Raw genomic sequence first — 18,459 nt, 5'->3', positions numbered from 1 at the left:
CCTACCGCGCGTAGGCGAAATGCTCGCGCCTGCGCTCGATGGAGGAGGGAATCCGTAGGGATTCCCGGTACTTCGCCACCGTGCGGCGGGCGATGTCGATGCCCTCGTCGCGCAGTTTCTGCACCAGGGCGTCGTCGGAGAGCACGTCGCTGCGGGCCTCGCCGTCGACGAGCTGCTTGATCCGGTGGCGCACGGCCTCCGAGGAATGCGCGGCGGTGCCGGCGGCGCCCGGAATGGCGGCCGTGAAGAAGTACTTCATCTCCAGGGTGCCCCGGCTCGTGCCGATGGACTTGTTCGAGGTCACCCGCGAGACGGTGGATTCGTGCATGCCGATGGCCTCGGCGACGGTCTTGAGGTTGAGGGGGCGCAGGTGCGCGACCCCGTGCAGGAAGAACGCGTCCTGCTGGCGCACGATCTCGGAGGCGACCTTGAGGATGGTGCGGGCGCGCTGCTCCAGGCTGCGGGTGAGCCAGTTCGCCGTCTGCAGGCATTCGGACAGGAACGCCTTGTCGCCCTCGGCCTGCGCCCCGCGCGAGACGCGGGCGTAGTAGCTCTGGTTCACCAGAACGCGCGGCAGGGCCTCGGCGTTCAATTCCACCAGCCACGACCCGTCGGGGGCGGCGCGCACGAACACGTCGGGGATCAGCACCTCGACGGCCCGGGCCCCGAAGGCGCGGCCGGGCTTCGGGTCGAGGCGGCGCAGCTCGGCCAGCATGTCGACGAGGTCCTCGTCGTCGACGCCGCAGAGGCGCCGGAGCGAGGCGAAATCGCGCTTGGCCACGAGGTCGAGGCGCGAGACCAGGGCCTGCATCGCCGGATCGAACCGGTCGCGGTCGCGCAGCTGCAGGGCGAGGCATTCGGCGAGGTCGCGGGCGGCGATGCCGGCCGGCTCGAAGCTCTGCACCAGTTTCAGCACGCGCGCGACGGTGTCGAGGGACGTGCCGAGCCGCTCGGCGAGGTCGTCGATGGATTCGCGGCAGTAGCCGGCGTCGTCCACGGCATCGATGAGGAAGCCGGCGATGAGACGGTCGGCCGGATCGCGGGTGGCGAGGTCGAGCTGGGCGACCAGATGCTCGCGCAGGGACATCTCGGAGGTGAGGGTCGCTTCGAAATCCGGGGCCTGGCCGTCGAAGGAGCCTCCGGTGTTGCCGTAGGGTGCCGGTGTCAGGGACAGCATGTCGCCCGACGCCGCCTCGCGGGCATGGGTGGGGTTCTCGTCCGCGAACACGTTGTCGAGGCGGGTGTCGAGGGCGCCCTCCATGTCGGCGCCGCTCGCCGTCAGGGTGGTGGCGATCCAGGGCTCTTCGCCACCCTCGAAATCGCCGCCGTCGAAATCGCCCCCCTCCTCGCCCTGGCGGTCGACGGAGGATTCGGACGGGGTCTCGCCGGGGGTACGCTCGTCCCCGGTTTCGCCCTCGGCGCGTTCGAGGAGCGGATTGCGCTCGAGTTCCGCGTCCACATAGGCGGTGAGGTCGAGATGGGAGAGTTGAAGGAGCTTGATCGCCTGCAGGAGCTGAGGCGTCATCACCAGGGCTTGGCCCTGGCGCATTTCCAGCCGTTGCACCAGACTCATGGTAAGGTCCCGATCCCCGAGTCGCACCTCCGCTCGGCGGCGCGCGGCAGCGCGGGCCGAACTTCGGCATCAATCTTGCTTCTTTTTACCGTTTCGAGGTTTAGCCCCAACCTGCGCCCACGTCAAAGTGTGTTGGGTGCTCGGTGCCTAAAAATTGCCCAGCCGCCTGCACGCGCCGCCGCGGCGTGGTGTCAGCATCACATCGGGGCGGTAACGAAAGCCTTCCCGGACGCGGCGGACGACGCGTCTCGGATGGGGCGAAATGGGCCGTCGCGGGGCCGCACTCGGTTCGGGGGCCGTTTCAGCGAACCCGGCTTAGAGGCGGAAATCCTCGCCGAGATAGAGCCGCCGCGCCTCGGGGTTGGCGACGATCTCCTCGGGCGTGCCCTCCGTGAGGATCCGGCCCGAATGGGCGATGTAGGCCCGGTCGATGAGTCCCAGGGTCTCGCGCACGTTGTGGTCGGTGATGAGCACGCCGATGCCGCGCTGCTTCAGGTGCTTCACCAGATCCTGGATGTCCCCCACCGCGATGGGGTCGATGCCCGCGAAGGGCTCGTCGAGCAACATGAAGCTCGGGGACGAGGCCAGCGCCCGGGCGATCTCGCAGCGCCGGCGCTCGCCGCCCGACAGGGCGATGGAGGGGGACTTGCGCAGGCGCGCGATGTCGAACTCCTCCAGCAGGGAGTCGAGCTTCTTCGCCCGCTCCTTGCGGTCGGGCTCGGCCACTTCGAGCACGGCCCGGATGTTGTCCTCCACCGTGAGGCCGCGGAAGATCGAGGCTTCCTGCGGCAGGTAGCCGATGCCGAGGCGCGCGCGCTGGTACATCGGCAGGTGGGTGATCGGCAGGCCGTCGAGGCTGATCGATCCGCGATCGGCCGAGACGAGGCCGGTGATCATGTAGAAGATCGTGGTCTTGCCGGCGCCGTTGGGACCGAGCAGACCCACCGCCTCGCCGTTGCGCACGGTGAGGCCGGCCTCGTGCACCACGGTGCGGGCGCCGTAGCTCTTGCGCAGGCCGCGCACGTGCAGGATGCCCGGCCCGCCGCCCTCGGCGAGGATCGCGGCCTCGCGCGCGGCGGCCGCGTCGCGGCGGCCCCGACCGAACATCCGGCTGAACAGGGACGGCTGGACCGGGGCGGCAGACACCGGCGACGCGGCGCTCAATTCGCCTGCGCCCGGGGCCTGGCCGCCTCGGCGGGCTTGCCGTCCGCCGGTTTCTGGACAGCCTTGGCCGCGGCGGGGGGCGTCGCGCAGCCCTTGCCGGTCTTCGGGCCGTCCTCCTTCTGCGGCACGAACAGGGCCGAGACCCGGCCGCCGGCCACGGGGTCCATGTTCGCCCGGCCGGTGTTCATGTCGTAGACGAGGCGCGAGCCGCGGGTCACGTTCTGGCACTGGCTGAGCACGACGTTGCCGGTGACCACGATGCGCTTGGCCTCCTGGTCGAACACCGCGTTGTCGCCCGTCGCGACCTGGTCCTTCTGCACCACGGTGACGGGGCCGGCGCACTCGACGCGCTGGATGCCGTTCTCGCCCATCCCGCCGGCGGGTTTTTCCGAGGCCTCGGCCGTGTCGGCGGCCGGCTCCCGGGCCGCGTCCCCCTTCTTGTCGTCTTTCTTGCCCCGCTTGTACCGCACGGTCATGCTGGAACAGCGGATGGTGCTGTCGCCCTGCACGGCCACCACGTTGCCGGCGAAGACGGCCTTGTTCTCGCGGTCGAACACGTCGAGGCGGTCGGCGTCGATCTTGATCGGCTCCTTGCCGCCGCCGCCGAGATTGCCGAGGCCGCCGGCGGGCTTCTCCTTCTTCAGAGCGGGGGCGGCCGTCTGCGCACCGGCCGGCACCGCGAGGGCGAGACCGGCGGCGAGGGCCGCCCAGCCGACGGACCGCAGGGCGATCACGGGCGGGACTCCCCATCCGTCGGCTCGGCCGCGGAGGTGAGGACGCGGGGGGGCTTGGCGGGTTTGTCCGGCCTGTCGAGTTCGTGCAGCACCGTGTGGACGTTGCCCACGAAGGAGATGACGTGGCCGCTGTCGGTGACGTCGAGGGTGTCGGCCACCACGGTGCCGCTCGGGATCGTCACCGTGACGGTCTCGTTCGACTTGACCGTGCCGGCCTTGAAATCGACGGCGGCCGACTTCAGGCGGATCTCCTCGCCCTTGTCGGTCCAGATCCGGATGTCCTGCTCCAGGGTCAGGGCTTCCCGGGCCGTGTCGAACAGGCCCGACGCCGCCTCGAGATGGGCGCGGCCGCCCTTGTCGTCGGTGTTGAGGCGGCCCTTCATGGCCTGCAATTCGATGAGGGTCGGCTTGCGCACGTCCTGGAACGCCGCCGTGGCCGTGACCTCGTAGCCGCGCTCGCCCTGGCGGAAGCCGGACAGGCGCGGGCTCTCCATCTTCACCTTGGTGCCGGACAGGCTGACGGGGCCGACGCTCACGCCCGGCAGGCTCGTGCCGAACGGATTGAACAGGACGGCCGCGAGGGCCAGCACCGCCGTGCCGGCCACCAGGGGGATGACCCGCCGCAGGGTTCGGACGCGGGTGCTGTGGCTGCGGGCGCGCGCATGGGCGCGGGTGCGGCGCGCATCGGCGCGCGGGCCGCCGGATGTCTCGGTCTCGATGGCCTCGCCCACCTGCATGACAGTCCCAAACATGCCGCCGGATGCGCGCGGGCCATGGCGAAGTTATGACCACCCCGTTGCCAAATCATCAAGGGCGCCCGCACGCCCGGCCGCGCTCATGTGCGAGGACGCACCGCCCCATGGAAGCGAGGCCCTGTCCAAGACGAAGGCTTGGCGAAGACAGAGACTTGCCGAAGACGAAGGCTCGGCGAAGAATTCCGTCAGGTGTGGGCGAAGATGTCGGTCTCCGGCCAGCCGGCGAGGTCGAGGCGGGCGCGGGTCGGCAGGAAGTCGAAGCAGGCCTGGGCCATCTCCGTCCGCCCCTCGCGGGCCAGCATCGCGTCGAGGCGGCCACGGACGGCGTGGAGATAGAGGACGTCGGAGGCCGCGTAGTCGATCTGCGCCTGACTCAGGGTCTCGGCGCCCCAGTCGGAGGATTGCTGCTGCTTCGACAGGTCGACGCCGACGAGTTCGCGGACCACATCCTTGAGCCCATGGCGGTCGGTGTAGGTCCGCGCGAGCTTCGAGGCGATCTTGGTGCAGTAGACCGGGGCAGGCATCACCCCGAGCGCGTTGAACAGCACGGCGAGGTCGAACCGGCCGAAATGGAAGATCTTGAGGGTGCCGGGATCGCCCATCACCCGGGCGAGGACCTCCGGCACCGGGCCGCCGGGGATGATCTGCACCACGTCGGCGCTGCCGTCCCCCCGCGAGATCTGAACCACGCAGAGCCGGTCCCGGTGCGGGTTCAGCCCGAGGGTCTCCGTGTCGATGGCGATGGCGGGGCCGGCGACGTAATCGGCGGGCAGGTCGCCACGATGGACGCGCACGAGGGGTTGGGGCGGCATGGGGGACTTCGCGGATGGAGACAGACGGCTCCGCGCGTAACACCCGGCCCCCGGGCGGACAAGCGCGGCGGATACCCGATCCGCCGCGCGCCATGAGCGCTTACTTCTGCTTGGCGATCACCTTGTCCTTGATACCGTCGTAGACGCCCTGCGACAGGACCTTCTTCGAGACGAGCTCGTCCTTGCCGCGATAGGGCCGGCCCTTGACGATGGCGGCGGCGCGGGCCGCGCCGATGCCCGGCAGGGCATCGAGTTCGGCGGGACTGGCGCTGTTGAGGTCGATGAGCGCGGCCTTGCCCGTCTCGGCCTTGCCCGACTCGGGCTGGGCGGCCGTCGTCGGCGCCTTCGGCGGCGTGACGGTGGGGGGAGTGGGATTCGAGGGCGCCGGCACCGCCGGGGCAGGCTTCGTCGTGGGGATTGTGGGGCTCGGGGCAGAAGGGCTCGGAGCCTGCGCCAGTGCGGGAACGGTGGCGAGGCCGGCCAGGACGACGAGGCTGCGAAGAAGGGATGACGGCATGGGACACTCCCGGGTCGATGGCGTGATCGCGGTGCCGCGCCAACCTTCGAAGACCTAGACAAACGCGGTTGAACCGCCGCTTAACGATGCGACTGCGCCGCGCAGGCCTTGGTTAACGATGCGACTGCGCCGCGCAGGCCTTGGCGGAACGCCGGATCACCGCGCGAGATCTTGATCCGTACGCTTTTCCGCCCGTATCGCCGCGGCGGAGACCGGCTCCACTTTTCCGCCCGGTGCCCTAGCCAGGACGACCGCGCGCGGCTATAAGCCCGGCCTCGAATCTCCGTTTGAACACGGTGCCGAGGCGTCCTCCCGGAGGGGGATCGCCTGAGGCGCCATTTTTGCCATCGACAGGATCATCCCATGGCCGTTCCGAAGCGCAAGACCTCCCCCTCGCGGCGCGGCATGCGCCGGTCCGCCGACGCCCTCAAGGCTCCGACCTACGTCGCCGACAAGGATTCGGGCGAGCTGCGCCGTCCCCACCACATCGACCTGAAGACCGGCATGTACCGCGGCCGTCAGGTCCTCAAGATGAAGTCGGCCGAGGCCTGAACCCGACGCCGCGCCCTCGGGCGGGATGGCCGCTCCGGCGGCCCGGGTTCGACGGACCGCGCCCGTGGACCAGGTCTGACGGAAGACCGGTTCCGACGGAGCGCGAACAGACCGTGCCCTGCGAGAGCGGGCGCGGTTTTTCGTATTGGACCGATGATCAGGCGATGCGTCGACCCGCAGCCGCATAGGTGGCCGCGGCCAGGCGCGTCCGCTCCAGCCGTGCGGGGCGCATGGCCGGGTCGGCGCTGACGAGAAGGTGGGTGAGGAAACCCGCATTCGCCCGTGCGGAAGCGACTCGCCGGAAGCCCTGCGCTTCGACGCCGCCGGGAACCACCACGAGATCGTAGACCGGCGCCTGTTCCGTTTCCGGACGTCGGCCTGTTCCAGATCGCCCCATCGCATCCATTCCCGTGTGAACCGGGGTGAGATGCGCAAGAGGTGGGCCGACGTTAACGGTTCGTCAACCTTTCATCCTGGGGCGGCGGCGGGACCCTACTTCTTCGAGAGATCCTCGAGGCGCGACTGCATCTCGGCCATCTGGCGCTTGAGATCGTCGAGGTCGGCCCCCGTGGGCGTCGGAACCGCCGCCTGCGCCGGGCGCGGCGCGGCGGAGGGGTGCGAGCCCATGCCCGAGAGGGGACCCGTGCCGAAGGTCGTGAACATCTTCATGGCGTCGCCGAAGAAGCTCATGTTGGCCCGCACCTGCTCCTCCATGGCGTTCTGGAACACCGTGGGGGCGAAGCTCTGGGTCATCTTCTCGCGCAGACCGTCCTGGTCGCGGGCGAAGTTGGCCATGGAGAATTCGAGGAAGCTCGGCACCATGGTGCGCATGCTGTCGCCGTAGAAGCGAATGAGCTGGCGCAGGAACGCGACCGGCAGCAGGTTGTCGTCGCCGGCCTTGTTCTCCTGCTCGAAGATGATCTGGGTGAGCACCGAGCGGGTGATGTCGTCGCCCGAACGGGCGTCGTAGACGAGGAAGTCCTCACCGTTCTGGACCATCGTCGAGAGATCCTCGAGGGTGACGTAGGTCGAGGTGCCGGTATGGTAGAGGCGCCGGTTGGCGTACTTCTTGATAACGGTGTGGTTGGACTTACCGTTGTCCGCCATCTCTGGGGGCCTCTCCCAACGCGATCATGCAGGTCGCTCGATCCTTGCGGCTCGATCTTCGACGACGCACACGGAGCCGTGAACACTCCAGATCCGCCTAGATTCATCTTAAGGCGTTCGCCCGCCGACGAAAACACCTATCTGACCGCCGTCCACGCGGAATAGTGCCGGTCTCCGCACCCACGGGTATGACAGAGCCTCCGCGTCCTCGCCAAAGCGCCTTGACTTCGCGGGGTCGTGGGCTTTCATCCGATGGCAACGGCACAAGGCGCGCACGCTCACCCGTAAGCGACAACGCAGCGCCGGCCGGCATGAGGAGAACGTCACCATGGCAGCAGAAGATATCGTCATCGTCGGGGCGGCCCGCACCGCCGTCGGTTCGTTCGGCGGCGCCTTCAACACCGTACCCGCCCATGACCTCGGGGCCGTGGCGATCAAGGCCGCCCTGGAGCGGGCCGGCGTCTCCCCCGACGACGTGGACGAGGTGATCTTCGGTCAGGTGCTCACCGCCGGCGCCGGACAGAACCCGGCCCGCCAGGCCGCCATCAAGGCCGGCATCCCCGAGAAGGCCACGGCCTGGGGCGTCAACCAGGTTTGCGGCTCGGGGCTTCGCACCGTCGCCCTCGGCATGCAGCAGATCGCCAACGGCGACGCCACGGTCATCGTGGCCGGCGGCCAGGAATCGATGTCGCTCTCCCCCCACGCGCAGTACCTGCGCGGCGGCCAGAAGATGGGCGACGTCAAGCTCGTCGACACCATGATCAAGGACGGCCTGTGGGACGCCTTCAACGGCTACCACATGGGTACCACCGCCGAGAACGTGGCCCAGGCCTTCCAGCTCACCCGCGAGCAGCAGGACGAGTTCGCGACGAAGTCGCAGAACAAGGCCGAGGCCGCCCGCAAGGAAGGCCGCTTCAAGGACGAGATCTGCCCCGTCACCGTGCCGGGCCGCAAGGGCGACACCATCGTCGACACCGACGAGTACATCCGTGACGGCGCCACCATCGAGGCGATGGCCAAGCTCAAGCCCGCCTTCTCGAAGGACGGCACCGTGACGGCCGCCAACGCTTCGGGCCTCAACGACGGCGCCGCCGCCATCGTGCTGATGTCCGCCTCCGAGGCCGAGCGCCGGGGCATCACGCCGCTCGCCCGCATCGTGTCCTGGGCCACCGCCGGCGTCGACCCGAAGGTGATGGGCACCGGCCCGATCCCGGCCTCGCGCAAGGCCCTGGACAAGGCCGGCTGGACGCCGTCCGACCTCGACCTGATCGAGGCCAACGAGGCCTTCGCCGCCCAGGCGCTCGCCGTGAACAAGGACATGGGCTGGGACACCGACAAGGTGAACGTCAACGGCGGCGCCATCGCCATCGGCCACCCCATCGGCGCCTCCGGCGCCCGCGTCCTCGTCACCCTGCTGCACGAGCTCAAGCGCCGCGACGCCAAGAAGGGTCTCGCCACCCTGTGCATCGGCGGCGGCATGGGCGTCGCCATGTGCATCGAGCGCGTCTGATCGCACGGCCTTGCGGCGCCATAATTCTTGATGGCGCCGCAAATTTAAATGGGTCGCGCGCCGGCTGCCTCGCCAGCTAAAGCCGCGCACGACCCACTCGCGAACCTGCCAAAAAAACACGAACCGGAGGATATCATGGCTCAAGAACGCGTCGCCCTCGTCACGGGTGGAACGCGCGGCATCGGTGCCGCCATCTCGAAGGGCCTTCAGGCCAAGGGCTACAAGGTCGCCGCCAATTACGGCGGCAACGACGAAGCCGCCAACGCCTTCAAGGCCGAGACCGGCATTCCGGTCTTCAAGTTCGACGTCGGCGATTACGCCGCCTGCGAGGCCGGCATCAAGCAGATCGAGGCCGAGGTCGGTCCCATCGACATCCTGGTGAACAACGCCGGCATCACCCGCGACGGCGCGTTCCACAAGATGAGCTTCGAGAAGTGGCAGGCGGTCATCAAGACCAACCTCGATTCGATGTTCACCTGCACGCGTCCGCTCATCGAAGGCATGCGTTCGCGCAACTTCGGCCGCATCATCCTGATCTCGTCGATCAACGGCCAGAAGGGCCAGGCCGGCCAGACCAACTACTCGGCCGCCAAGGCCGGCGTCATCGGCTTCGCCAAGGCGCTCGCCCAGGAGAGCGCCGGCAAGGGCATCACCGTCAACGTGATCGCGCCGGGCTACGTCGCCACCGAGATGGTGATGGCGGTGGCGGAAGACATCCGCAACAAGATCATCTCCACGATCCCCGTCGGCCGCCTCGGCGAGGCCGAGGAGATCGCCCGCGCGGTGGAGTACCTCGCGGCGGAGGATTCGGGCTTCGTCACCGGCTCGACGCTCACCATCAACGGCGGCCAGTACATCGCCTGATACGGCTCCCGCGCGGCTTCCCCGCGGGGGGGAGCCGCGCCCCTCACTCGATCCCCATGCAGTTGGCGTAGAACGTCGTCGTCGCCGGCCAGTCCGAGAAGACCCCCGTCACACCCACGTCCCGGTACAGGACGTCGAGGAGGGCGAGCACGTCGCCGTCCCGCTCGATCAGCGGCCGGATGGACTTGTAGTAGTATCCGCCCCCGCCCTTCAGCGGTCCCGAGCGCTCCAACGACCAGGTGATCAGCTCGAGGCCGGCGGCCTTCGCCGCGCGCGCGTAGGCGGACGGCTCGATGCCCCCGCCGGCCCCCACCCGCACCAGCATCCAGAGCGGCGGCGCCAGCGTGCGCAGGCCGAGGGCGGCGAGGTCCGCCATGCCGGGTTTCCAGCTCGCGGGCGTCTCGGGGTCGAAGCCCGGATCGGTCTCGTCGCGGTTGTCGAGCCAAAGCGCCTGCCGGCCGAAGTCCGGCTCCGCCTCCAGCCAATACAGGATGTCCCGCAGCTGGAAACTCTGCGGCCGGACGTCGGCGGCCGGCACCCCCGCCTGGCGGTAGGCATCGATCATCGCCTGCGCGTACTGATCCTGAGTGTAGCCCCCGAACGGCATCGCGACCTCGGGCGCCTTCAGTTCCGGGATGAACCGGCGCCCGAGGGATTTCACCAGGACGATGTACTCGCCGTGGGTCATCGGGGTGCCGGTGGTGGCGTAGAGGTCCGTACGCCAGCGCGGGGTGGCGTTCATGTAGGCGGCGCGGGTCGTGGCCTCTGCGTCGAAGGCGTCCCTCTTTCCGTTCAGGGTCCGGAACTCGGCCAGCGTCAGGTCGCTGGTGCAGCAGCGCGCGCTCGCCTTGCGCCCGGTGGCGGGATCGGCCGGTTGGAAGTCGCGGCTGCATTTCGCCGCGAGTTCGGGCCGCGCCAGGATGTCGGTGGTGGTGTGGAGGTCGCACTGCGCATGCCGGCAGACCAGGTGCCGGTCCCGCGTGAAGACGACGTCGCATTCGATCGAACCGGCCCCCATGCGGGCCGCCGCGCGGACGCCCTCCCGGGTGTGCTCGGGAAATTGCAGCGGGGCGCCTCGATGCGCGATCGAGAAGGCGCGGGCCGTGTAGGTTCTGTCGGAACCGCAGGCCCGAAGGCGATCCTGCACCGGGCCGGGCTTCATGCTGTCGACGAGGTAGAACGGACGCGGTCCGATCTGAGCGATCTCGCCGGCGCGCGCCTCGCCGCCGGACAGCCCGGCGAGGAGCGCCGCTCCCAGGATGATGCTCCGCATGGCTCTCCGCGCTCCGCGCTTCGTTCACACCGGTATCGAGCGGTAGCCCGGACCCGTGACCGGCCCGTGAAAGACTGGTGGCGCACCGATGTTGCCTTTCGGCGTGCCGGCGTGGAACAGGGGCCTCCGCGCGCGCCACCCCGGCCCTTCCAAGTCCACCCCGGCCCTCCATGTCCACCGCGACTCTTCTCGGCTTCGGTGCTATCCTGCTGTGGTCGCTGCTCGCCCTGCTGACGGCGCTGTCGGGGGCGGTACCGCCGTTCCAGCTCGCCGCGATGACCTTCGCCATCGGGGGACTCGCGGGCTGCGCCAGCTGGATCGTGCGTCCGCCGGGTCTTCGGGCCCTGCGTCAACCCTGGCCGGTCTGGCTCCTCGGCATCGGCGGCCTGTTCGGCTACCATTCCCTCTACTTCGCCGCGCTGCGCCTCGCGCCGCCGGCGGAAGCCGGCCTGATCAACTATCTCTGGCCCCTGCTCATCGTGCTCCTGTCGGCGCAGATGCCGGGCGCGGCCGGCCTGCGCGCCGGGCATCTCGTCGGCGCCGCCCTGGGCTTGGCCGGCGTCGTGGCCCTGTTCGCCGGGCGGGGCGGCCTCGATTTCCAGCCCGGGGCACTGCCCGGCTACCTCGCGGCTCTGGCGGCCGCCTTCGTCTGGTCGGCCTATTCCGTGCTTTCCGCGCGGGTCGGCGCGGTGCCGACGGACGCGGTGGCGGGCTTCTGCCTCGGCACCGCCGCCCTGAGCCTCGCCTGCCATTGGGCCTTCGAGACGACGCTGTGGCCGGTGGGCGCCGTGCAATGGGGCGCAGTCCTCGCCCTCGGCCTCGGCCCCGTGGGCGCCGCCTTCTACCTCTGGGACGTCGGCGTGAAGCGGGGCGACCTTCGGCTCCTCGGCGTCGCCGCCTATGCGGCGCCCGTGCTCTCGACCATCACCCTCGTGGCCGGCGGCTACGCGGACCCGAGCCCAGCCCTTGGACTGGCCTGCGCCCTCATCATCCTGGGCGCCGGGATCGCCGTCCGGGCCTCGCGGGCCGGCGACCGTTAGGTCCGCGGGGTCGGCCGCCAGTCCGGGGGAGCCATCTCGAAGCCGGCAAACTCGAAGGCCGGCGCGACCGTGCAGCCGACCAGCGTCCAGGCCCCGAGGCTCGTGGCCGTCTGCCAATGGCCGGCCGGCACGACGATCTGCGGCTGCTGCCCGCGCGCGAGGTCGGGCCCGAGATAGGCCGCCGTCGCGTCGTGCCCGTTGGGGCTCTGGGTGATCACCAGCGGCGCGCCGGCGTGCCAGTGCCAGATCTCGGCGGCATCGACCCGGTGCCACTCCGAGACCTCGCCCGTATCGAGCAGGTAATAGATCGCGCTGCCGACGGAGCGCCCGTCGATGGTGCGGGCATCGCGAAAGGTCTCGCGGTAATGCCCGCCCTCCGGGTGCGGGGCCAACCGCAAGCGGGCGATGATTTCGGCGGCGGTCGGGCCGCCCGGTCCAGGGCCCATGGGCATTCCGTTCTGTTGCGGGTGAGACGGCATCAGGGCTCCAGGGCCGAGGCCGGCAGCCGCATCCCCGGAGGGGCTTCGGGCGCCGTCTTCGGACGGGCCTTGGGCTTGGTGCCCGGGTTGGATCTGGCCACGGGGGCCGCCTTGACGGTCGGCGCCTCGCCGCAGGACTGGAAGGCGAGCTGTGCCAGGGGCTGGCCCGCCTCCGAGACGATGTTGAGGGTGTCGGGCAGGGGCGTCGGGGTCGCGTCCCAGCGGATGGTCCCACCCTTCGCCCCCTCCAGGGCGGCGGGCGCGCCGCCCCGGCGCAGGGCGTACAGGTCCGGCCCGTAGGCGGTCGCGACCTTGCCGGCGATGACGACCTGCAGCACCCGCGCCGTCTCCGGCGTCAGCGGCAGCAGGGGGTTCTCGACCACGATGAGCCCGGTCCGGGTGACCCAGACGGAGAAGTTCTTCGGTCCCTCGTAGAGGGCGGCCTTCTCCGCGCAGGCGACGGTGAGGTCCGCACGCGGGGCGGGTGGCGGCGCCGCCGGCGTGAGGGTCTCCGGTGCGCTGGCGGCGGGCGGCGGCGCGACCGGCTTCGGCTTGGCCGGCGCGACCTTGCGGGGCACCGGCTTTCGCACCGGGGCGGCGGCGGCCGGTTGGTCCGGCGCCGGCTCCTGAGCCGCGGCGGCGTGCGTCCAGGCGGCGAGGAGCGCGGCGAGGGCCAGGCGGGCCGCAGGCCCCGAGCGGGTCGTGGGGGTCGGGCGGGTGGGACGCATCCGCGGATCCGTCATCGGGTGCCGTCGCCGGGAGGCAGGCGCCGGACATCCGGTTGCGGCTCGATGGGCAGGATCGTCGCGGAACGGTCGATGGGGCTGGTCCGGGGCGTTTGCAGGCTGCGCATCAGGGTCTCCTCGTCCTCCTCCATGAGGTCCTCCATCAGATCCTCCTCGCGCGCCATGCGCAGTTCGGGCCGCCGTGCGCGGGCCATCATCGCCATCACCACGATGCACGAGAGGGTGAAGACCGCGATCGCGGCCAGGATCAGGGTGGTTTCCATGCCGCCGTCAGCGTTACCCCAGGATGACCGGCGATGCATCCGCCGCCCGGCTTGGGAGACGGACCCGGAACGGTCCTTGCGTGGCACCGCACGGGCGTCGAACGTCCGGGTGGCGATGTCGGGCAGGCATACCCGTCCGCCGGGGCATACCTTGCCCGGCGGGATACAGGTGCCCAGCGGGGATACCTGCCTGTCTGGGGATGCCCGGCCCGGGGATCGCCCCACCGCCACCGGATTGTCCTATGACGGTCCCCGTCCACCCCGTCACCAAGGTCCATCGATGCGCATGCACGACCGCAGCCCGGATCACGCGGTTTCGACCCCCGGGGTTCCTGCCCACGGGGTTCCTGCCCACGGGGTCCTCGCGCCCGAGGCCCTCGAGGCGGATCTCCTCGGGCTGATCGAGGAATCCCGCGAACAGGCGGCGGAGGATCCGTTCCGCAACCCCGTCCTGGCGGTGACCCTGGCCATCACCCGTCGGTTCGATCGCGGTGAGATCGGCGAGGAGGTCCTCGACGGCCTGTTCGCCCGGCTGCGGGCGCAGGCCCTGGCCGAACGGGCCGAGCGCCTGCGCGCCTATGTGGGCCTGGAGCGGGATGCGGCCTCCGGGCAGGAGGCCCACACGCCGGCACGCCTCGTCGCGGCGATCCCGAAGCGCCAGGGCGATTTCGAGGCGTTTCGCGACCTCGTCGGCCGCACGGGCTTTGCCGTGGTGTTCACGGCGCATCCGACCTTCGGCATGCCCCGGGCGGTCGCCGGCCTCATCGCCGAGGCCGCGAGCGAGGCGGATGCGGCCGCGCGCCGGCCCCTGACGGAGAAGGCCGCCGCCCTCTCCACCCGGCCCGATCCGGCCATCTCCCTCGACGACGAGTTCGAACAGGCCTGCGTCGCGGCCAATCACGGCCGTTCGGCCCTGGACGCCTTCAACGACGCCCTCCTGGAGGCCGCCCGCCAGCGCTGGCCCGACCGCTGGACCGAACTCGTGCCGAAACCCTTCGCCATCGCCAGCTGGGTCGGCTGCGACACGGACGGGCGCACGGATATCGGGTGGTGGGACACCCTGCGCTACCGCATCGAATCGAAGCGCATGCAGCTCGACCGGGTGATGCGCCACCTGCCGCAGGTGCCCGCGACCCAGGTGGTCCGCGACCTCACGGCCGGGGCGCTGGCGGCGGTCAATCGCCAGCTCGCCGTGGCCCCGCGCCTCGGCACCAAGCCGTCCCTTGAGGCGGTCCACCGCTTCGCCCTCGCCCTCATCATCGAGCGCGAGCGCGCCCAGACCGACGCCACCGCGATCCTCGCCGGCCTCGCCGGGGCCATGGGCGGGGTCGCGACGGACGAGGAGCGGCGCGCCATCGCGATCCTGCGCTCGGGCATCGCCACCCACGGCCTCTCCAACGCCCTGCCCCATTTCCGGCTCAACGCCAGCCAGATCCACAACGCCGTGCGCCGGGTGACCGACCTCGAGGGCGAGCCGACCGACGCGGCCCAGCGCCGCTCCCACCTCTCGACGATCCACGCGCTGCTCAACGACGTCCACGCCGTGGACGTGGATTTCGGGGCGCTCGCCGCCGAGCGGGCCTCGGCCGCCCGGCTGATGATGACCATCACCCAGATCCTCAAGCACGTGGACGGCACGCATCCCGTGCGCTTCCTCATCGCCGAGACGGAGACGGGCTACACCCTGCTGGCCGCCCTCTGGCTCGCCCGGCACTACGGGATCGCCGACAAGGTCGAGATCACGCCCCTGTTCGAGACCGCCTCGGCCCTGGAGCAGGGCATCCGCGTCCTCGACGACGCCCTGCGCAACCCGCATTGGCGGCAATACCTCAAGCGCATCGGCCGCCTCACGGTGCAGTTCGGCTACTCGGATTCCGGCCGCTACGTCGGCCAGCTCGCCGCGAGCTTCTGGATCGAGCGCCTGCGCCTGCGCATCACCGAACTCATGGTGCAGAACGACCTCACCGGCGTCGAACTCGCCATCTTCGACACCCACGGCGAATCCATCGGCCGGGGCGCCCACCCGACGAGCCTGCGCGACCGCCTCGCCTATCTCGCCCCCGAGGATGCGCGCCGGCGCAACCGGGCGGCGGGCATCCGGGTCCGTCTCGAATCGAGCTTCCAGGGCTCCGACGGCTACCTCATGTTCGGCACCCTGCCGCTCGCGAAAGCCACGGTGGAGCGCATCGCCGAGCACGTCTTCGCCCTGGATCTCACCGACGACGATTCGTTTGCCGACTATGTCCTGTCCGATGCGACGAATGGTGCCGACGAGGCCGACGACCCGATCTACGGCGAGGCCGACTTCTCCGCCGAATTCTTCACGGTGGTGCGCCAGGACATGGAGACCCTCGTCGACGACCCGGGCTACGCCGCCCTGCTCGGCACGTTCGGCCCGAGCCTCCTCGACCGCACCGGTTCACGGCCCGTGGCGCGCCAATCCGATGGCGGGGGCCCGAGCATGATCACCCATCCGCGCCAGATGCGGGCGATCCCCAACAACGCGATCCTGCAGCAGCTCGGCTTCCTCGCCAATTCCCTGCACGGCATCGGCCGGGCCGCCGGCCGGGCGCCGGACCTGTTTCGCGACATGCGGCGCGATTCCGTGCGGTTCTCCCGGGCCTTCCGCCTCGTCCAGCACGCCGCCAGCGTCGGCGACCTCGACGTGTTGCGCGCCTACGTCGACACCCTCGACCCGGCGGTGTGGCTGGAGCGGGCGCGGCGCACCCAGCGCGACGGCCGCCGCGAGGAACTCGTGGTCATCGCCACGGCCCTCGACCGCCTGCGCCTGGCCCCGGACCTGCGCCGGCTGTTCGGGCGGCTCACCTGCGACTGGCTCAGCCTCCAGGCGGCGGCACCCGACCTCGGCAAGATGTCGCCCCGCCTGACCCTGCTGCACGCAATCCGCCTCGCCCTGATCCACCGGATCTGGTTCCTGGCCGTGCACATCCCCGGCTTCCGGCCGCAATCGGGCATCAGCCGGGAGGCCCTCATCGAGCGGTTCCTACGCCTCGACATCGACGGCTGCCTGACGCTCCTGGAGGACATCTTCCCGGTGACGCCGGACCCGACGCTCGGTCTCAACTTCGGCGAGCCGGCGGGGCCACGCGACGTCGGCACCTATGAAGCCGAGCACAACACCCTGTTCGAGCCGATCCGCCGCTCCTTCGCCCGGGTGCGCGAGCTCTCCGGCATGATCCAGCACGAGGTCGGGGCGTTCGGGTAGTCGGACGGCGGTGTGTTGTCCCGCACATGGAAACGCCGGCCACGAAGGGCCGGCGTGTTCAGGCAACTCCCGAGAACCCGACGGCCGGATCGGCCGGGCGGGTCGGGATGACAGGTCAGGCGGAGGGGAACGAAGCGTAGCGAAGCGGCGACTGCGTGCCACGCAGGCCGTCGGCGACGCGGTAATTCTGCGCCTTCGAGAGGATCCGGCCACCGATCTGCTGGGCGCCGATATCGGCGAGTTCGCGGTCGGTCAGCTGGGCGATCTGGCGCGCGGTTTCGTTGTCCTTCCAGCGGGACTTCAGGCTGGTGATGAGGGAGAGGGTCACGGGCTTTGCTTTCCGGCTTTGTCTCTGCCGCCCTGGTCTCGTTCGGCGGCGTCTGATCGGAAAGTAAGGTTTGTGCACTGCAACGACGAGAGGGAAAGCGGGTGGGTCAGCCATGCTCCTTGGGCATGCAGTGTGCAGGGATTGCTTAAGCTCGATGCAATCCAGCCCAGTTTTTCAGCTTCGGTCCGGCGTGCCGTCCGGTTGAGCGGAAGCGGGTTCGCGGGGATACCCCGGCGCAACGCGGTTCGGGCGGGGCGATCCGGTCCCTAGCGGGCCCAGACTCCCAGCCGTTCGGTCCGGGCACGATCCTCGGCGGCGACGAGATCGGGCGTCGCCTCCGACGAGGCGCGGCCGCCGCCGTTGAACAGCACCACCTCCGACAGGTCGCGGCCGTCGACGTTACACAGGCGCGCCTCGCTGCCCGCCACGGGCTGGCAGGTGACCGTGCGTCCGGCGAGATAGCGTGTGAGTTCGTCCGCCTGGCCCCCGCGCACCCATTCGACGCCGAACAGGCGCACGAGCTTCCCCGCCACGCGCAGGGTCGCGGTGTCGATGACCTCGACGGGGCCGGTCAAGGCATCGGCGGCCCGCTCGCCGACGGGCTTCGCCGCTTCGCTCACGGCGGGGGGAACCGTCTCGGTGGCGGACGGGGCGGCGTCGGAGACCGGCGGCGGCGATGGCGTTTGGGTGTCCTCGCCGGAGCGCTGGGCCACGGCGATCAGGACGACGAGCCCGAGAAGGCCGGCGCCGGCGGCGAGAACCCGGCGGTCGCGAAGCACCCCACCCTCCCGCATGGTCCCGTGCAGGCGCGCGCCCGTGTCGGCGAAACCGCCCCGCGCCCGCCCCGCCGCCTGGCGCGCGAAGGCGCCGAGGCCGCCCGGCCGGGTCGCCGTTTCCGTCGATGGGAGCGCGGACTCCGTGGACGTCGCAGCAAGAGGCGCAGCGAAGCGCCGACGCAGGCCCTGCCAGCGCTCGGTCGCCTGCCCGGCGAGGGCTCGACCACGGGTGGCCGAACGGGCGAGGGCGCGTCTGGCCTGCGTGGATCGGGCCTCGACGAACCGGGCTGCGGCGCCCGGAGCGACCGGCGCCGGAGTGGCGGATTCCCCAACGGGGCCGACTTCCGACGCGGCCTCGGGCACCGACGGCACGAACAGGGCCGGGTGAAGGCGGCGCAGGTCCGCGACGAAATCGGCCAGGGTCATGGCCGGCTCGGAATCGACGGTCGGTTCGGGGCCGGCCTTGCCCGTGCCCTCGCTCGGCCCCGCGGGGCCGCGACGCGGGTGGCCGGCCCGGTCGAGGATCCGGTAGCCCGGCGGCGCGTCCTGCGGCTCGGCCACGGCTTCCGTGAGAAGCTGGAGGGTCCGCTGCGCCAGGGGATGGCCGCCCTGGGCGGCGATCTCCTCGGCGATCCGGGTCCGCAGGGCGGCGCACGCCAACGCGTCGGGGGTATCGCCCGGTCCCTCTCGCGGATCACGGGGTTTCAAGGCGCTCACTTCCAAGGCGTGGACCACTCCCA

19 protein-coding genes are annotated in these 18,459 nt (G+C 70.7%); 5 read left to right on the top strand and 14 right to left on the bottom strand.

Annotated elements, in window-relative coordinates; all coding sequences use genetic code 11:
* Position 1 precedes the first annotated feature (1 nt).
* From rpoN to ASF25_RS18260, 6 genes are all read right to left on the bottom strand, one after another.
* Positions 2–1,573 carry an RNA polymerase factor sigma-54 gene (gene rpoN, locus ASF25_RS18285; RefSeq protein ID WP_082502910.1) on the bottom strand — a complete coding sequence of 524 codons (1,572 nt, stop codon included), beginning with the start codon at positions 1,571–1,573 and terminating at the stop codon, positions 2–4.
* A gap of 315 nt (positions 1,574–1,888) precedes the next feature.
* Positions 1,889–2,680, bottom strand: coding sequence for an LPS export ABC transporter ATP-binding protein (gene lptB, locus ASF25_RS18280; RefSeq protein ID WP_244473093.1), 792 nt, complete (start codon positions 2,678–2,680; stop codon positions 1,889–1,891).
* Between the two features lie 53 nt (positions 2,681–2,733).
* A complete protein-coding gene (locus tag ASF25_RS18275; RefSeq protein ID WP_056306329.1) occupies positions 2,734–3,471 on the bottom strand; it encodes an LptA/OstA family protein in 738 nt (245 codons plus the stop codon).
* Positions 3,468–4,208: a hypothetical protein gene (locus ASF25_RS18270; RefSeq protein WP_056172411.1), complete on the bottom strand. Its 741-nt coding sequence runs from the start codon at positions 4,206–4,208 to the stop codon at positions 3,468–3,470. Before ASF25_RS18270 ends, ASF25_RS18275 begins: the two co-directional genes overlap by 4 nt.
* A gap of 203 nt (positions 4,209–4,411) precedes the next feature.
* Positions 4,412–5,038, bottom strand: coding sequence for a ribonuclease D (locus tag ASF25_RS18265; protein WP_056306327.1), 627 nt, complete (start codon positions 5,036–5,038; stop codon positions 4,412–4,414).
* A 100-nt stretch (positions 5,039–5,138) separates the two neighbouring features.
* Entirely contained in the window at positions 5,139–5,555 is a 417-nt protein-coding gene (locus tag ASF25_RS18260; protein WP_056306325.1) for a helix-hairpin-helix domain-containing protein, read from the bottom strand.
* Positions 5,556–5,918: 363 nt separating this feature from the next.
* Here ASF25_RS18260 and rpmF point away from each other — a divergent pair, with 363 nt between their 5' ends.
* Positions 5,919–6,107: a 50S ribosomal protein L32 gene (rpmF, locus tag ASF25_RS18255; protein WP_056306323.1), complete on the top strand. Its 189-nt coding sequence runs from the start codon at positions 5,919–5,921 to the stop codon at positions 6,105–6,107.
* Positions 6,108–6,264: 157 nt separating this feature from the next.
* On the opposite strand, the gene ASF25_RS22260 is transcribed toward rpmF, so the two are convergent.
* Together ASF25_RS22260 and phaR are read right to left on the bottom strand one after the other, a co-directional pair.
* The gene (locus tag ASF25_RS22260; RefSeq protein ID WP_082502908.1) at positions 6,265–6,504 is read right to left on the bottom strand and encodes a hypothetical protein; all 240 of its coding nucleotides are present in this window, start codon (positions 6,502–6,504) and stop codon (positions 6,265–6,267) included.
* A gap of 95 nt (positions 6,505–6,599) precedes the next feature.
* Complete coding sequence (gene phaR / locus ASF25_RS18250) at positions 6,600–7,214, bottom strand: polyhydroxyalkanoate synthesis repressor PhaR (protein ID WP_056172424.1); 615 nt, start codon at positions 7,212–7,214, stop codon at positions 6,600–6,602.
* Positions 7,215–7,542: 328 nt separating this feature from the next.
* Between phaR and ASF25_RS18245 the strand changes: the two genes are divergently transcribed.
* Positions 7,543–8,724, top strand: coding sequence for an acetyl-CoA C-acetyltransferase (locus ASF25_RS18245; RefSeq protein ID WP_056172427.1), 1,182 nt, complete (start codon positions 7,543–7,545; stop codon positions 8,722–8,724).
* Positions 8,725–8,859: 135 nt separating this feature from the next.
* Complete coding sequence (gene phbB / locus ASF25_RS18240) at positions 8,860–9,588, top strand: acetoacetyl-CoA reductase (RefSeq protein ID WP_056266695.1); 729 nt, start codon at positions 8,860–8,862, stop codon at positions 9,586–9,588.
* Between the two features lie 43 nt (positions 9,589–9,631).
* On the opposite strand, the gene ASF25_RS18235 is transcribed toward phbB, so the two are convergent.
* Entirely contained in the window at positions 9,632–10,861 is a 1,230-nt protein-coding gene (locus tag ASF25_RS18235; protein WP_056306321.1) for a glycerophosphodiester phosphodiesterase family protein, read from the bottom strand.
* 170 nt (positions 10,862–11,031) lie between these two features.
* Between ASF25_RS18235 and ASF25_RS18230 the strand changes: the two genes are divergently transcribed.
* Positions 11,032–11,901, top strand: a complete 870-nt coding sequence (locus ASF25_RS18230) for a DMT family transporter (RefSeq protein ID WP_056172437.1) — start codon at positions 11,032–11,034, stop codon at positions 11,899–11,901.
* On the opposite strand, the gene ASF25_RS18225 is transcribed toward ASF25_RS18230, so the two are convergent.
* From ASF25_RS18225 to ASF25_RS18215, 3 genes are read right to left on the bottom strand one after another with little or no spacing between them, the layout of a single operon-like run.
* Positions 11,898–12,347 carry a cupin domain-containing protein gene (locus ASF25_RS18225; protein WP_056172440.1) on the bottom strand — a complete coding sequence of 150 codons (450 nt, stop codon included), beginning with the start codon at positions 12,345–12,347 and terminating at the stop codon, positions 11,898–11,900. The two genes, ASF25_RS18230 and ASF25_RS18225, sit on opposite strands and share 4 nt — an antisense overlap.
* 32 nt (positions 12,348–12,379) lie before the next feature.
* Positions 12,380–13,108 carry a hypothetical protein gene (locus ASF25_RS23935; RefSeq protein WP_200927320.1) on the bottom strand — a complete coding sequence of 243 codons (729 nt, stop codon included), beginning with the start codon at positions 13,106–13,108 and terminating at the stop codon, positions 12,380–12,382.
* Positions 13,109–13,119: 11 nt separating this feature from the next.
* Complete coding sequence (locus ASF25_RS18215; protein ID WP_056172445.1) at positions 13,120–13,389, bottom strand: hypothetical protein; 270 nt, start codon at positions 13,387–13,389, stop codon at positions 13,120–13,122.
* Positions 13,390–13,669: 280 nt separating this feature from the next.
* Between ASF25_RS18215 and ASF25_RS18210 the strand changes: the two genes are divergently transcribed.
* Positions 13,670–16,615, top strand: a complete 2,946-nt coding sequence (locus ASF25_RS18210; RefSeq protein ID WP_082502906.1) for a phosphoenolpyruvate carboxylase — start codon at positions 13,670–13,672, stop codon at positions 16,613–16,615.
* Between the two features lie 115 nt (positions 16,616–16,730).
* Here the strand turns inward: ASF25_RS18210 and ASF25_RS18205 are convergent, their stop codons facing one another.
* Both ASF25_RS18205 and ASF25_RS18200 read right to left on the bottom strand, forming a co-directional pair.
* Positions 16,731–16,943 carry a DUF1127 domain-containing protein gene (locus ASF25_RS18205; protein WP_056172448.1) on the bottom strand — a complete coding sequence of 71 codons (213 nt, stop codon included), beginning with the start codon at positions 16,941–16,943 and terminating at the stop codon, positions 16,731–16,733.
* 266 nt (positions 16,944–17,209) lie between these two features.
* Positions 17,210–18,427, bottom strand: coding sequence for a hypothetical protein (locus ASF25_RS18200; protein WP_156369061.1), 1,218 nt, complete (start codon positions 18,425–18,427; stop codon positions 17,210–17,212).
* Between the last annotated feature and the right edge of the window lie 32 nt (positions 18,428–18,459).

It is taken from the genome of Methylobacterium sp. Leaf100, assembly GCF_001422845.1.
Taxonomy (GTDB): domain Bacteria; phylum Pseudomonadota; class Alphaproteobacteria; order Rhizobiales; family Beijerinckiaceae; genus Methylobacterium.
Note: the sequence above shows the minus strand (reverse complement) of the source record. Positions and strands in the feature narration are given on the sequence as shown.